The sequence below is a fragment of the Maribacter algarum (ex Zhang et al. 2020) genome (assembly GCF_005885635.1).
GTDB lineage: Bacteria > Bacteroidota > Bacteroidia > Flavobacteriales > Flavobacteriaceae > Maribacter_C > Maribacter_C algarum.
Map to the genome: position 1 here is coordinate 362,959 of NZ_VATY01000003.1, position 12,739 is coordinate 375,697.

The 12,739-nt window shown below is 35.9% G+C and carries 12 protein-coding genes; 5 read left to right on the top strand and 7 right to left on the bottom strand.

Annotated features, from left to right (window positions below; genetic code table 11):
* Window positions 1-90 precede the first annotated feature (90 nt).
* The 3 genes from FEE95_RS15265 to FEE95_RS15275 form a co-directional block, all read right to left on the bottom strand.
* A complete protein-coding gene (locus FEE95_RS15265) occupies window positions 91-1,101 on the bottom strand; it encodes a 3-oxoacyl-ACP synthase III family protein (RefSeq protein WP_138658865.1) in 1,011 nt (336 codons plus the stop codon).
* Between the two features lie 126 nt (window positions 1,102-1,227).
* Window positions 1,228-2,538 carry an ABC1 kinase family protein gene (locus FEE95_RS15270; protein WP_138658866.1) on the bottom strand — a complete coding sequence of 437 codons (1,311 nt, stop codon included), beginning with the start codon at window positions 2,536-2,538 and terminating at the stop codon, window positions 1,228-1,230.
* Window positions 2,539-2,556: 18 nt separating this feature from the next.
* Window positions 2,557-3,216, bottom strand: coding sequence for a TetR family transcriptional regulator C-terminal domain-containing protein (locus FEE95_RS15275; protein WP_138658867.1), 660 nt, complete (start codon window positions 3,214-3,216; stop codon window positions 2,557-2,559).
* 442 nt (window positions 3,217-3,658) lie between these two features.
* Here FEE95_RS15275 and htpG point away from each other — a divergent pair, with 442 nt between their 5' ends.
* Together htpG and FEE95_RS15285 are read left to right on the top strand one after the other, a co-directional pair.
* Window positions 3,659-5,545, top strand: coding sequence for a molecular chaperone HtpG (htpG, locus tag FEE95_RS15280; RefSeq protein WP_138658868.1), 1,887 nt, complete (start codon window positions 3,659-3,661; stop codon window positions 5,543-5,545).
* 288 nt (window positions 5,546-5,833) lie between these two features.
* Complete coding sequence (locus tag FEE95_RS15285) at window positions 5,834-6,238, top strand: hypothetical protein (protein ID WP_138658869.1); 405 nt, start codon at window positions 5,834-5,836, stop codon at window positions 6,236-6,238.
* A gap of 31 nt (window positions 6,239-6,269) precedes the next feature.
* Here FEE95_RS15285 and FEE95_RS15290 read toward each other — a convergent pair whose 3' ends face one another.
* Together FEE95_RS15290 and FEE95_RS15295 are read right to left on the bottom strand one after the other, a co-directional pair.
* Window positions 6,270-7,082, bottom strand: coding sequence for an inositol oxygenase family protein (locus FEE95_RS15290; protein ID WP_138658870.1), 813 nt, complete (start codon window positions 7,080-7,082; stop codon window positions 6,270-6,272).
* 2 nt (window positions 7,083-7,084) lie between these two features.
* Entirely contained in the window at window positions 7,085-8,683 is a 1,599-nt protein-coding gene (locus tag FEE95_RS15295; protein WP_138658871.1) for a solute:sodium symporter family transporter, read from the bottom strand.
* A 115-nt stretch (window positions 8,684-8,798) separates the two neighbouring features.
* On the opposite strand from FEE95_RS15295, the gene FEE95_RS15300 reads away from it, so the two are divergent.
* Window positions 8,799-9,626 (top strand): hypothetical protein, encoded by an 828-nt coding sequence (locus FEE95_RS15300; RefSeq protein WP_138658872.1) that lies wholly within the window; start codon window positions 8,799-8,801, stop codon window positions 9,624-9,626.
* On the opposite strand, the gene FEE95_RS15305 is transcribed toward FEE95_RS15300, so the two are convergent.
* Window positions 9,623-10,036 carry a hypothetical protein gene (locus FEE95_RS15305; protein ID WP_138658873.1) on the bottom strand — a complete coding sequence of 138 codons (414 nt, stop codon included), beginning with the start codon at window positions 10,034-10,036 and terminating at the stop codon, window positions 9,623-9,625. The genes FEE95_RS15300 and FEE95_RS15305 overlap by 4 nt on opposite strands.
* Window positions 10,023-10,607, bottom strand: a complete 585-nt coding sequence (locus FEE95_RS15310; protein ID WP_138658874.1) for an RNA polymerase sigma factor — start codon at window positions 10,605-10,607, stop codon at window positions 10,023-10,025. Before FEE95_RS15310 ends, FEE95_RS15305 begins: the two co-directional genes overlap by 14 nt.
* A gap of 135 nt (window positions 10,608-10,742) precedes the next feature.
* Here FEE95_RS15310 and FEE95_RS15315 point away from each other — a divergent pair, with 135 nt between their 5' ends.
* On the top strand, window positions 10,743-11,093 hold the full coding sequence (locus FEE95_RS15315) for a DUF6249 domain-containing protein (protein ID WP_138658875.1): 351 nt from the start codon (window positions 10,743-10,745) through the stop codon (window positions 11,091-11,093).
* 421 nt (window positions 11,094-11,514) lie between these two features.
* Entirely contained in the window at window positions 11,515-12,351 is an 837-nt protein-coding gene (locus FEE95_RS15320) for a helix-turn-helix domain-containing protein (protein ID WP_171037060.1), read from the top strand.
* Window positions 12,352-12,739 lie beyond the last annotated feature (388 nt).

Sequence of the window (12,739 nt, forward strand, 5' to 3'; positions counted from 1 at the left end):
TAGTTAATGGTTAGTGTTTAGTATAGTTGACTCGATGACAGAAACCCCGGCCAATGGTCGGGGTTTTGTTTTGTCTAAAACTAATATCGATTACCAGCGCATGATAACGCTTCCCCAAGTGAATCCGCTCCCGAACGCAGCTAAGACTACCAAATCACCATCTTTAATCTTTTCCTGTTCCCAGGCTTCCGTTAAGGCAATGGGTATTGAAGCAGCGGTAGTATTTCCGTAGTTCATAATATTATTGAACACCTGGTCATTAGAAAGTCCGAACTTCTTTTGAATAAATTGTGAAATACGAAGATTGGCTTGATGGGGAATCAACATATCAATATCTGTAGGAGGAAGATTATTCGCCGCTAAACCTTCCATAATTACCTCACTAAAACGTACTACTGCATTCTTAAAAACGAATTGGCCATTCATATGTGGCAAATATGATTCATCATCTGGATTGTTATCAGCAATAATTTCATTTACCCAACGACTACCCATTCCTGGGGCAATCAAAGAAAGTTCTTCTGCATGTTCTCCTTCGGAGTGTAAATGTGTAGATAAAATTCCTTTTGAATTGTCTTCTTCACTAGTCAAGACCGCAGCTCCTGCACCATCTCCAAAAATTACCGAAACCCCTCTTCCCCGCGTGGTCATATCCAATCCCTTGGAATGAATTTCTGAGCCTATCACTAAGATGTTTTTGTACATGCCACTCTTGATATACTGATCAGCAACGGAAACGGCGTAAACAAAACCTGAACATTGATTACGCACATCAAGGGCACCAACAGTTTTAATACCTAAATCTCGTTGCACCAAAACCCCTGGACCTGGGAAATAATAATCAGGACTCAATGTGGCAAAAACTATAAAGTCAATATCGTTTTTATCAATGCCAGCTCTATCAATGGCTATTTTTGCAGCTTTGACACCCATTGAGGTGGTCGAATTTCCATCATCTTTGGTAACATGTCTACGCTCCTTGATTCCTGTGCGCTCTTGAATCCAAGCGTCGCTGGTTTCCATCACCTTTGATAGATCATCATTCGTGACTACGTTTTCAGGAACGTAGTAGCCCAGCCCCGCTATTTTTGAATTGTACATTATATTCTGAATTTATATTTAGTTTGGTCAAATTCAATACCATGCAAGGTAGTGATTGGCAAACTTTGAATCAACCATTCTAAGATAAACAATCGAAATTAAAATTTTGAGAGAGTTAAAAAGTCTCTAGTCCAAATACCTTTTAAAATTGTTCACTTTAACGTTCGCCTTCAGATCATGAAGTAAGTTGAAAAGTCCGAAAAATGTTCTGTTCATATATAGAAAGTGCTTTGAACCTCTATTCCCATTCATTTTTCGAATTTCGGTGTCTTTTGAAAACCGATCGCTGAGTTCGGCAATACTATTCCAGAACTCATCTGCACCGAAATCGAACTCTTCTTCGTTCAAAGGAGCCGTGAAAAGAGTTAGCATTTCCTTAAAAATAGATTTAAAGAAGACAATTTCTTTAAGTGTATCCGTCTGAGTTAAAATTTCCAACTCGTACATCTTCTTGATGAAGCTAGTATCGTTTTGAAGAATTTCTTTTTTCGATAATTCGAAATACGGAACATAAAATTCATCAGGAACTTCTTTGATACAGCCAAAATCTATAGCGATTAAGTTTCCTTCTTCACCCACCAAAAAGTTGCCCGGGTGCGGATCCGCGTGCACTTTCCGCAAAATGTGAATTTGATACATATAGAAATCCCATAAGGTTTGACCTAATTTATCACCCAATTCTTGAGGAAAATCGGTTTTGGCAAATTCGCTTAGATGAACACCATTCATCCAATCCATTGTTATTATTCGTTCACTAGACAGATTTTCATAATATTTAGGAAATTTAAGTCCTTCTATTAAAGAACAAGATTCTGTAATTTCCTTGCTTTGTGCTAATTCTAGCAAATAGTCAGTCTCTTCAAATAATTTATTTTCAACTTCTTTAAAATATTTGTCTGAGTCTTTTCCATTAATGTTAAACATTTTTAAGGCAATCGGTTTCACCAGGGCCAAGTCGCTACTTATACTTTCAGCCACACCAGGATATTGGATTTTCACTGCCAATTCCTTCCCGTCTTTGGTTGCCTTATGCACCTGACCTATACTGGCAGCATTGATAGAATCATTTTCGAAAGTATCATATATTTCCTCGGGATATTTTCCAAGGTATTTTTTAAAAGTTTTTCGCACCAATGGTGCAGAAAGTGGAGGAACGGAAAACTGGGAAAGTGAAAATTTATCTACATATGCTCTAGGAAGCATGTTCTTCTCCATGCTAAGCATTTGAGCGACTTTTAGGGCACTACCCTTAAGTGTTTTTAGACCGTCATAAATATCCTCAGCATTATCCTCGTTTAATTGCTCCTTAGTCAACTCTGGGTTAACTAATTTTTTGCCATAGTACTTGACATAATTCCCTCCGATTTTGACACCGGTTTTCATAAGCTTACTTGCTCTCTCAATCTTTCCCGTGGGAATTTTATCTAATGTCTTCATGCACTCCAGGTTTGAGAATTAAACAAACTTTTCCTTGAAAAGAAATTTTCCAAAGTCGATGATATTATCCAATGGCGTGTTGTCAAAAACATCGAAAATTGTGTTGATGGACTTTTCAATAGCAACATCGGTTTTTTCAAATCCCGCGGAACCGTCATCCATCCAAAACTTTAATATGAATAGGAACTGCAGCCAAGCACCTTCAGAAAATAATCTTGGATTGTGCTTTGTAATTTTTAAGGATTTTGTTGAATTACCATCTTCTATGAGCTCAGCAGAAAATGCTTTAACATGCCTTCTTAATTCCTTTAATTGTTCCATATTTTTTAGCACTGTTCTATCACTTGGCAGAGCGAAAAGAACATAACTTCTGTTAAGTGTCAATAGCTCAAAGAAAGAGTAAAAGAAAGTCAACATTTTGTCTTTATTAGAAAAAGAATCATATTCCTTATTCTTCTCAATTAAGCTCTTGGTATTTGTATAGAACTTGGACCAAATTGATTTTTGAATGCCTTCTACAGAACCAAAATTCTCGTAAAAAACTGCCTCGTCTATATCGTTGATCTTACAAAATTTATAAACTGATTTCGGCACTACTTCATGCTCCAGAACATAATCCATATACATGGAAATAATCATGTCATCTGTAATTTTCTTAGTTTTCGTTTTTGTTGCCATTTTTATATTATTTACTATATCAAATTTACGTATTGACTGTCTTATTTTGCGTTAAGCAAAAGCTAATCTTGTTGCCCAAATGTATAAAAACGTGCTCCCGAGAAGAAAGCACGTTTTTCAAACAACCTAACCAATAAATAATCATCAATCAAAAAATAATCTTTTTCACAGCAATTTTCTCATCAATGACCTTGTAAAGATAACTACTGTTTAATTTTTTTGCAAATTTATTAAACAATAGTTTTGTTAAATCTTTCACAACAAGATCTTTACAAATTTTAGCGTGTCAGTTTGTCATTATAATCTATTATGGTATTTTTTTTGACTAATGATACAGAGAAACGAAAATAAAAGCAGGGATTCCTATTTTGAAGGGATATTATGCTAACAATACTCATAAAGATTCCCGCCTTCGCGGGGGTGAAAATAAATTTAATTTTCTATGGCTAAAGGCAAGATAAACGTATCAGTAGAAAACATTTTTCCGCTGATCAAGAAATTTCTTTACAGTGATCACGAAATCTTTTTACGTGAATTAATATCAAATGCAACCGACGCAACACTCAAGCTAAAACACCTTACCTCAATTGGAGAGGCCAAAGTAGAATATGGCAACCCAATGATTGAAATCAAAGTCGATAAAGAAGGAAAGAAACTTCATATTATCGATCAAGGTATTGGCATGACTGAGGAGGAAGTAAAGAACTATATTAATCAAGTTGCTTTCTCAGGAGCTGAGGAGTTCTTGAACAAATACGAAGATGGTGCCAAAGACACTGGAATAATCGGGCACTTCGGTTTAGGATTCTACTCTGCCTTTATGGTTGCCGACAAAGTCGAAATTATAACAAAGAGTTACAAAGATGAACCAGCTGCACATTGGTCATGTGATGGTTCTCCAAATTTCACTTTAAAGAAGGGAAAGAAAGAAGACCGAGGTTCTGAAATTATTCTTCACATTGCTGATGATTCGACAGAATTTTTAGAAGACAACCGCATCAATGAACTTCTGAACAAGTACAACAAGTTCATGCCAATTCCAATTAAATTCGGAATGCGAACCGAAACTTTACCTAAGCCAGAAGATGCTAAAGAGGAAGATGCCGCGCCCACACAGGAAGTTGATAATATCGTTAACAATCCGAATCCGGCTTGGACGAAACAGCCGACCGATTTAAAAGACGAAGATTACAAGGGGTTCTATCGTGAGTTGTATCCAATGCAGTTTGAAGAGCCTTTGTTTCATATTCATTTGAACGTAGATTATCCCTTTAACCTAACGGGAATTCTATACTTTCCAAAGTTAACACAAGATTTAAATCAGCAAAAAGATCGTATTCAACTTTATCAAAATCAGGTTTTTGTCACGGATAATGTCGAAGGAATTGTTCCAGAATTTTTGACCATGCTACGCGGAGTTATTGATTCACCTGACATTCCATTAAACGTATCTCGTTCATACTTACAGGCGGACGGAGCTGTAAAGAAAATTTCTTCTTACATCACTCGAAAAGTGGCTGACAAGTTGAATTCCCTTTTCAAAAACAACCGTGAAGACTTCGAAGCCAAATGGAATGATATTAAAATCGTCATCGAATACGGAATGCTTTCTGAAGATAAGTTCTTTGAGAAAGCCGACAATTTTGCTTTGTATCCAGCGGTAGACGGAAGCTTCTATACCTTTGAAGAGCTACAAGAAAAAATTAAAGATAACCAGACTGACAAAGATGACAAATTGGTGATCCTCTATGCATCTGACAAAGAGGCACAGCACAGTTATATCGAGGCGGCTAAAGGAAAAGGATATGAAGTTCTTTTGATGGATTCTCCAATTGTCGGTCATTTAATGCAAAAATTAGAAACTTCTAAAGAGAAGGTTTCCTTTGCCCGTGTGGACGCCGACCATTTGGACAATCTTATCAAAAAAGAGGATACCCAGATATCTAAATTGTCTGACGAAGAAAAAGAAAAGCTCAAAGCAGATTTAGAAAGCACCATTGAAAACAAAAGCTATACCGTGCAATTGGAAGCTATGGACAGTGATGCTTCTCCATTTATTATTACAGAACCCGAATTCATGCGCCGAATGAAGGAAATGCAACAAACTGGGGGCGGTGGTATGTTCGGTATGGGCAACATGCCAGAAATGTATAATCTGATTGTAAACACAAATCATGAGCTAGTTGGCGAGATTCTAAATACCAAAACGACTAAGAAGAAAGAACGATTAATTAATCAGTCACTTGATTTGGCACGCCTTTCGAAAGGTTTGTTAAAAGGTGAGGAATTGACGGAGTTTATCAAGCGTAGTTATGAGATGGTGAAATAAACATAAGTTGATGATTCAAATGAAAAACCGTCTCAAGTAAATGAGACGGTTTTTTGTTAAGTCAATTATAGTCAGGCTTTCCAATACCAAAAGCATTAAATTATTCAATTTATCAAATTAATTATTTAACATATTTACGCTCAAATTTTATAAGAAAAAACGTCATTATTCCAAATAACTTTCACACCTTTGTACGACGTATTTTACGCTCCTGTAAAATATTCTTAGCCCCTCTTAATTTTCCGAACTGCTTGTGCCGAATTTATTGTCTAACGCAAAGGGGAACTCATGACTATTACTGAACTAAATCCAAAAGGTAACTTCGATGCTTGGGATGCATCTAAATTAAAAGAAATAAAAAAAGGTAAATTTAGCGAGACAATTGGCGAGGTGCTTTATGAAAGTGCCGAACTCAACCTTTGGCAAATTGAGTTACAACCATTTGAACGTCTGCCATTTAGAATTCACCGGAATAATTACAGTTGTGTAAGTTTATCTGATGGGCTTGCTTTGTCAAGAAATGTCAATGGTCAAATTATTTTAATAAGACTTCAAAAAGGAAAACACTTCTATAAGGAATGTTCGGAAATAGAAATGATTACCGATTTTGAAAACGTCGGGGAAGATTCGTTAAAAATTGCCATTGTAGAAGAAATAGTAGAGGTAAAGCCTAAAGCTAAAAATAAATTTTAGTTTTAAAAACGATTACTATTTTAAAAAAACATCACCAATAAATTGGACCAGCACCTAAATACTTTTCAGCTATGGGTTGATAATAATCCAAAACCTCCTCCAAATTATATACTTTTTGACTTTTAGTGTAGAGGTCATATGTATTGAAATCTTGGATTATTTTGAGATATTCCTCATCTTTCTCATTCAGCAATTCGGTATAGGCTCCACCGGAATGCCAGGGGTAAAAAGAATGATAGCGAATCATTACCATCGCCTCTTCAGGAAGTTTGTTATCTGCGTGGTTGTTTAAAACTTGGTACAAATACTCATCGTGGCCCCATGCTAAATCTACATTATCTATACCACAGCCCTTTTCATAAATTCCTATTGAAGTGCTATAAGTTCTATTTTGCATATCTGGATTCAAGGCATTAAACTCTGGATAAACACAAGATTCTGGTAGCGCACAACCCACAACAAAAACATCACCTACCATACCCCACTGCTCTGCTTGACTAGTGCCATCTTCGTCACTACCCCAAAGAAACATAACTTTTCCGAGGTCATGAATGAGTCCTGTTAGTTGCATCCAATCGGGTCTGCCTTCTGCACGAATGGCTTCTGCACTTTGAATCAAATGCTGTACGTTTGGAAGATCTAAATCAGGGTCACTAACATCGATAAGACTGTTTAGATGACGCATAGCCTCCCATAAGTCCATAGGTTTATCAAACTTCAGGTATTTTTCATGCATGTTCCTTACATAATCTAAAGTCTGATTTTTTCGCATTTTTCGATAATGCTCCTTCACAGCAACTGATACATCAGGAGCATCATAATTTCTAAAGGTTTTCTCTTCCATAACTAAACATTTCCTAAAACAAGGTACAAAATTACTGTAACTATCACCAAAAATAGGCTGAAGGGTTTTGCATACCTCCAGGGGGTAAGATTCAGTATTCCAGCGTTTTGCATTTCAAATGGCTTGTCTTTAGCAAGTAAAAACGAAGCCAAACGCATGATTAAAATATTTAACACAAACTCGATACCCCAAATATGGACAAAGTGTAAATTCACCTTGAACACATAGTACATAATGACATAGAAAAAGAGTCCGAAAACCAAACCGACTTTTGCCCCAGATGCCGAAACTTTTGGAAAAAGAAAACCTGCAATAATGACACTGGCTATGGGTATAAAAAAGATACCATTTAGCTGCTGTAGTAATTGATACAACCCGTCCGGCGCATTTGCAACAAATGGGGCAATACCTATTGCAAAAATAGCAAGTAGTGCGGATGTCCATTTTCCGATTTTGACCAACTTCTTTTCACCTGCATCCTTAGAAATATATCTTTTATAAATACCCAAGCTAAATACCGTAGCCGCGCTATTCAAAGCACTATTAAATGTACTAAGAATGGCTCCCATCATCACCGCAACAAAGAAGCCTGTTAACCAAAGTGGTAAAACTTTCTTAACCAAAAGAGGATATACTGTATCAGGGTTATCATATAGACTTTCGCCAAAATAATAGAAGCCGATAAGTCCTGGAAGTACAATCACTAAAGGAACCAAAATCTTTAATAAACCGGTAAAAAGCAATCCTTTCTGGGCTTCCTTTAAATTGACTGCTCCTAAAACTCTCTGAATAATAGATTGGTGCATCGTCCAGAAATAAATTTGGTTGACCATCAATCCTGTAAATAAAACCTCAAAAGGTAGGATGGAGGACCTTGCCCCTTCCCCTATTCCAGATTCCCTACTAACCACATTAAATTTCTCAGGACTATTCTCAAACACTGTTGCTAGACCATCCAAGGGGTTTCCATCACCAATACTTAATAATGCCAGAATGGGCACAAGCAAACCTGCCACAAGTAATCCAAAGCCATTAATAGTATCTGTATAAGCAACCATTTTAAGTCCTCCAAAAATTGCATAAACAGCGCCGATTATTCCAACTACAAGGATTGTGACCCATATACCTTCTCTTTGAGAAATATTCAACAAGTTGGAGATTTCGAAAATTGCTTCGATATTCAAAGCTCCTGTATACAAAACTATAGGAAGTAAAGTAGCGACAAAAGAGATAATCAATAGAAGCGCGACCATCGTTCTTGTAAGTCCATCAAATCGTTTTTCCAAAAATTCAGGAATAGTGGTCAATCCCATTTTTAGATATCGGGGAACAAAATATAAGGCGGCTATCACCAAAGCCAAAGCAGAAGTGACTTCCCAAGCAATAATAATAGCGCCATTTCTATAGGATGAGCCATTCATCCCCACTAAATGTTCCGTTGAAATATTGGTCAAAAGCATCGACCCCGCAATAATAATTCCCGTCAGGGACCTGCCTCCGAGAAAATATCCATCCTTCGTATTTAGCTTATCTCTACGTAGCTTCCAGGTCGCATAAAATGCAACAAATCCGGTAAATAAAAGAAAGGTTAGTAAGGCCATCCCCCTAAAATAAACATATTTCACTTGAGTTTATTAAATAAAAATACTGGAAATCAGGTATTTCATTAAAAACAGGCATTGGTTACTTTAGTCTTAACAACAAACAAACTCTATTATGAAATATCCTAAAATAATAATGTGGATTTTAATGGGCATGTTTTTATCGTTAAACGCTCAAAATGCTACCGATCAACTATACTTAACCAATGGTGAAACCATTGCCGTAAATGTGAAAAAAGTAGAACCAAATACAATCACTTATTTTTATTTAGGAGAGGACCTTGAAAACGTTGTCGAAAAAGATGATGTAATTAAAATAGTCTTTAAAAGTGGGCGTGAGCAAAAATTTTCAGGTGCTTTGACAAGCCCAGCTGGAACAAAAAATGCGAATTACGAATACCCGCCAATGAAGGTAAATCAAGGGGCCGTTTTGCCTTTTGAGTTTATATTCGAGGGACAACCAAGCTCAGAAGAGGGAATAGAAGCTCAGGAGTATTACTATCGTACTTTGCAACGCAAGCCAGAGCGAAACACAATCACCTATCAAGATCCTGAAATAACCTGGAAACGTTTGCGCAAAGCTGGAATAACCGAGGCATCCCAAATTAAAAATTACGATATGGATGAAATATCTAAAATCGTTGGGGTGGGTACATTAGTAAATTCAAAAATTGTAGTTTCTTACCGTTCAACGGTATCAAATTCCACAGGGTCTAGTACCGTGCGCGTTGATAAAAAGAAAAGGGTAAAAGGTTACAGTAGTGAATACAGCACTTCTCGCGACGAGTTCGAAACCATGGTATATTTCAAAATTTATGATAAAAATGGAAATAAGGTCATGGATGAAAAACGTCGCCCTTTTATGACAGCCGGTCGTACTGATTACATTCTAACATTGAGTTACTTTTTAAAACGCACACCATTCTACCAAAAGAACCGCTAACTAGCTACAAGTCTTTTACTTTGACGTTGCTTTAAAAGGAGAACCTGAATCCATACAAAAAAGGCAATTGTTATAGAGCCATATATTAATGCCGTTGAATAGCCCAATTCCGGTATATTTAGCGATAAGTTGAAGGATGTCAACCTATTTAATTTAGCGGCTGCCACCCAAGTACTTTCAGCATTTGAGCTACCAAAAATCACATACCCAAAAAGAGCTGTCACTGCAATTACCGTTAAAAGCCATGTTGTTTTGGAAAACAAAGGTTTTGCAACAAAAATGTTGTCTTTTTGCTGCGCAACCTCAATCTTTGACAGAACTGAATTTGTAAAATCAACCGAGGGTTTTTCTAAACCTGCTTCTTTTACTATTTTTTTGATAAAATCGTCTAGGTCCTTATTTTCTTCCATAACTACCAAGTATTTCTGGTTCTAATTTACTTTTTAGCAATTCGGCCAAGCGCTTTCTGCTTCTAAACAAACGAACTTTTACGGTATTCGCCTCCAAGTTCATAATATCTGCTATCTCCTTTAATGATAGCTCTTCAAAATAGTGAAGTGTTATTACCACCGCATCATCTTTTGGCAGCTCATCAATGGCATCTTTAATTGCCAGTTTCCGCTCATTGATTTCAAGATTATCCAATGCATTTTGCATACTGGACAAATGATACTCTGTTCCCGAATCAATTGAACTCGTCCGCATCCCGCGCTTTTGTTTCTTTAAATAATCCAAGCTTCGATAATAAGCTATTTTATATATCCAGGTCGAAAACTTTGAATCACCCTTAAAGGTGCTTAATGCCGTATATGCTTTAACAAAAACATCTTGGGCTACTTCTTCTGCTTCCTCCTGATTTTTCAAAACCTTAACCGCCACGGTAAAGACCATATGTTTATATCGTTCCACCAAAACAGAAAATGCTCTAGTATCTCCATTGATAACGGCATCAATATAATGTTGGTCTTCTTTTTGGCTCATTCTGCTTCATATGACGTATAAATTACCATTCTGGTTACAGGAAATTTCATAAAATTAAAAAATCTTGTAACCTCAATTAAAAAGTTGTCGTCTTACTGACCAAATGAGTTTATTAATCAATTAAAAAACAATCACATGGCAGAAGCAATTTTAATCCCCATTAGCTTTTTTTTATTCATTTTCGCGATAGTATACCTCTATTTTACGACTAGAAATAAAGAGCGTATGGCTCTTATTGAAAAGGGAGCTGAGGCAAGTATATTTTTTTCAGAAAAAAAGGACAGAGGTACATCTACAGGCAAAATCCTTCTCCTTAATTTGGCCTTGTTGCTTATCAGCGTAGGGATTGCCATATTTCTTGGGGCCGTTCTAGAAGAGATGAGAGTTGACCCAGATGTGGCATATCCAGGTACAATTTTCTTCATGGCAGGTATTGGGCTCTTGTCTGGCTTTTTCTTAACCAAAAAAATGGACAAAAAAGAATAGCATATATTTTCCAAACTAATTCAAATCAAAAGTCGTTGTCTACAGCGACTTTTCTGTTTTTATTCTACTTTCATTTTTAAGAAATTTAACTTACAAATAGGCTGATTTCCCTGTTAAATTTGTAGCTTATATTGATTTTTCAGGAAAAATGGAACTAGACTACAATATATTTTCTGTATTGCACTTACTTGGCTGTTTACAAGGGATACTTTTAGGCCTTTTGCTCATCTTTTTGAATAGAAGAAAATACAGAAGTACTTTCTTCCTTGGATTACTTATTATACTTTTTACACTAATGAGGCTCCACCCCACATTACAACAGATAAATTTTTATGAGTATTATCCCAATTTATTCCGATTACCATTTAATTTTTATTGGTTAATCTATCCTTTATTTTTTATTTATTCATATCGGGTTTCCATGCTTGCTGATCAAAAAATACCATACTGGGTTCTTTATCCTGGTGTGATTGCTTTTGTAATTAACATCGTAATATTTGCTCAACCCTATGAAACCAAATTGGCAATTGATCAAAGTCTTTGGTTTAAGGCATATCTAATTACCGGTATTGTTTACTCGTTCTGTATTGGTATATGGAATTTAGTTCTTGTAAATAAACACCAAGTGTTGGTGAGAGATCATTTCTCAAGAACGCAATTAAGAGAATTGAAATGGGTACGCCATTTTTTGATTTTTAGTTTTGTGGCCTATCTCATCTACTTTCCCTTTTACTATTTGCTCCCCGAAAATATATATTCAAAAATATTTGTTCTGATGATTGATTATGTCACCATGTACTGGATATTTTTCTTCGGACTAATTCAACGTAACGTGTTATCCATTCTTTCTGAAAACGGATATTATAGTATTCAAAAGAAAGAAGTAAAACAAAAAACCTTAAAACCTCATGATGAAAATCTTGCAGCACTTTTCAATAAAATAGATGAACATATGAAAAGCTCTGAAAGTTATGTTCAAAGTGAATTGACAATCGTAGATGTTGCCAAAGATTTGCAAATACATACTAAGCAAATTTCTACAGCTATTAACAAAATACAACATCAAAATTTTAATAGTTATATAAATCAATTTCGGATTGAAAAAGCTATTAATTTACTTCGAGAAGGAGATAGCACCTTGAGTATCGAAGGCATTGGCTACGAAGTTGGTTTTCACAGTAAGAGTGCTTTTTATGCCGCATTTAAGAAGGTTACCGGCACTACTCCCACTAAATTCAAAGAAAAGAACGCTGCCTGATTATTACTCATATTTCGACGGTATTTCTACTTTAAAAAAGTACTGATTCCTGAATAAGGAAATTCATCGACCACAAATCTTAAAATTGGTTCTAAATTCCGAAATCAGGACTTCTCTATCTTTGTTTTTTTAGGATAGTCTATGCTATTATTGAGATATTTGCAAGCCGAAAAAAAAGAAAATGAAAGTTGGTGATAGATTTTTTTGGATTGTGTTGACAGGGATTTGGTCCATTTTTATTTTATGGGAATTCCAATTACAAGAAATGACCGAGTCCCTTTTGTCTCAGATTGTTCGATATGACCTTTTAATACTACCCATCTTATTGTTATTCACAGGATATGTGCTTTATGAAAATCGAAAGAACAGAAAGTAGTTGAATGAGTTT

What these genes read in the sequence shown, in the direction of transcription:
- FEE95_RS15285 (WP_138658869.1), top strand. Translation starts at nt 5,834, where the DNA reads ATGACTATTACTGAACTAAATCCAAAAGGTAACTTCGATGCTTGGGAT.
- FEE95_RS15290 (WP_138658870.1), bottom strand. Translation starts at nt 7,082, where the DNA reads ATGGAAGAGAAAACCTTTAGAAATTATGATGCTCCTGATGTATCAGTT.
- FEE95_RS15310 (WP_138658874.1), bottom strand. Translation starts at nt 10,607, where the DNA reads ATGAGCCAAAAAGAAGACCAACATTATATTGATGCCGTTATCAATGGA.
- FEE95_RS15315 (WP_138658875.1), top strand. Translation starts at nt 10,743, where the DNA reads ATGGCAGAAGCAATTTTAATCCCCATTAGCTTTTTTTTATTCATTTTC.
- FEE95_RS15265 (WP_138658865.1), bottom strand. Translation starts at nt 1,101, where the DNA reads ATGTACAATTCAAAAATAGCGGGGCTGGGCTACTACGTTCCTGAAAAC.
- FEE95_RS15275 (WP_138658867.1), bottom strand. Translation starts at nt 3,216, where the DNA reads ATGGCAACAAAAACGAAAACTAAGAAAATTACAGATGACATGATTATT.
- FEE95_RS15295 (WP_138658871.1), bottom strand. Translation starts at nt 8,683, where the DNA reads ATGGCCTTACTAACCTTTCTTTTATTTACCGGATTTGTTGCATTTTAT.
- FEE95_RS15270 (WP_138658866.1), bottom strand. Translation starts at nt 2,538, where the DNA reads ATGAAGACATTAGATAAAATTCCCACGGGAAAGATTGAGAGAGCAAGT.
- FEE95_RS15305 (WP_138658873.1), bottom strand. Translation starts at nt 10,036, where the DNA reads ATGGAAGAAAATAAGGACCTAGACGATTTTATCAAAAAAATAGTAAAA.
- htpG (WP_138658868.1), top strand. Translation starts at nt 3,659, where the DNA reads ATGGCTAAAGGCAAGATAAACGTATCAGTAGAAAACATTTTTCCGCTG.
- FEE95_RS15300 (WP_138658872.1), top strand. Translation starts at nt 8,799, where the DNA reads ATGAAATATCCTAAAATAATAATGTGGATTTTAATGGGCATGTTTTTA.
- FEE95_RS15320 (WP_171037060.1), top strand. Translation starts at nt 11,515, where the DNA reads ATGCTTGCTGATCAAAAAATACCATACTGGGTTCTTTATCCTGGTGTG.